The sequence below is a fragment of the Pseudomonas sp. SWRI68 genome, assembly GCF_014269165.1.
Classification (GTDB): Bacteria; Pseudomonadota; Gammaproteobacteria; order Pseudomonadales; family Pseudomonadaceae; genus Aquipseudomonas; species Aquipseudomonas capeferrum.
The window spans coordinates 1-1,542 of the sequence record NZ_JABWRU010000050.1 but is presented as its reverse complement, the minus strand read 5'-3'; the positions used below and the strand labels follow the sequence as shown (position 1 = coordinate 1,542).

Here is a 1,542-nt window from a genome sequence, read left to right as displayed (position 1 = left end):
CTTCGGCCAGCGGGGTCGCCAGCACAGCAGCAGGCTGACCCAGTGCGCGGTGCCGATGATGACGAAAGCGGGCCAGACCATGAGCATTGCAAGTTTGAACAGCCAACTGCTATTGCGGAAGAAACGGCCAAGGCCTTCGAACTGGGCGCTGAATGCCTGGATGGGTGAGGGCAGTTGAGTGCTCAGACGGGGGCGGGGGACGGCGTGCGGGCCTTCTTCCATGTAGCGGCGGATGAATTCCCATTCATCACGGAGTTCACTGCCGCCCTGGCCTTGTTTACCGAGTAGGGCCATTTCCATGTGGGGAAGGCCGGTATGGATGGGGTGCCAGATCAGGCCAAGTCTCATTCCCACGCTGAGCGAGTCGTCTTCTGGATCAAGACCTGTGCTTCCGGTTGTTCTCCAAGGAAATGTTACGATGCCACCACATGAAGGTGGTCGATGAAGATGAACTTGCTGAGTTTTCCGATTGAAGCGAATAAGTAAGTGGCGGCTGGTCAACATTTCCAGGCGTGTAAATTGCAAGCCGTACTTTATGTAGAAGAAAATGATTGCGCCATCCATCAGGCTCATAAGTAAAGCAAGTATAATGTCTAGGGGTGAGGTATCGTAAGGTGAGAATATATTTAGATGAACTGAGCTAAGCGTCATCGTGAACCCAGTATACAATATCGGAATCAAACTCCCTAAGGTCATCAATGTAATTAGTCCGCGTTTTTCTTCTGAGCCCCCGCAACGCATTTCCATATAGGTGTCGTTGAGCGTAAAGACTGGTCCCCGCACTTTTGGCGCTTCGCTGACAGAGCGAAAGTGTGTTTCTTTCTCGAAGTCGCCCTCATAAAAATCCCTATCTGCACGTTTATCCGACGCACTTCTTTCGGCATCAGATTTCTTGCGTGCGGCGTACGACTCTACGGCCATTTGCCACAAGCCCCATTCAATTATATACATTACAGGGCCTCGCTGAATGCTGAGTACAACGCTGCTATCTCTTCCTGCTCATCATATGATTTGGAGTTTTTCTCTAAGCGGTAGCTGCTCCGCTTGCACCACTTTTCCAATGCGTCGTCTTCAAATATGTAGATTAATACAGTCAGGATCAAGCCCAGCCAGAAAGTGCCTAAAACTAATCGAGCCAGGAGTAGGCGTGCAGCCTGCGTGCCTAGTCGTGAAGCAACACTCCCTAATGAGCGCCCAATAATCCGTAGAGTCTTATTCTGGTTATTCAGGGACAAATAGTCGAAGAAGGGTTTTGCTAATGCTATAGCTGTTCCAGCTTCTGCCAACGCCAGTACTATGGTTGCGGCTCCTCGGGTACGGTATGCGTAACCCAGTCTTTGGGAATGAACGCTTGACGCTTTACCCTGCGCTTCACGGAAATGCTTATTAGCATCGACAAAATCCCACCACGCCAGCACAAAGCCTCCCATCCCAGCCCCCCAAAGCTTCAATCTCCCCAACGTCGCCGCAGCGCCTCTCCCGGTCACGCTATTCGCGCCATACCTCACCACCACCTGATCCACATAACTGGCGCCAACTTCA

At 51.6% G+C, this 1,542-nt stretch carries 1 protein-coding gene and 1 pseudogene; both read right to left on the bottom strand.

Annotated features, from left to right (window positions below; genetic code table 11):
* Window positions 1–951 (bottom strand): hypothetical protein (locus HU770_RS26710; RefSeq protein WP_186666573.1); only part of this gene is annotated, 951 nt, incomplete at its 3' end.
* A pseudogene (locus HU770_RS26705) lies at window positions 951–1,542 on the bottom strand (hypothetical protein); the annotation flags it as partial. The gene HU770_RS26710 and the pseudogene HU770_RS26705, both read right to left, overlap by 1 nt.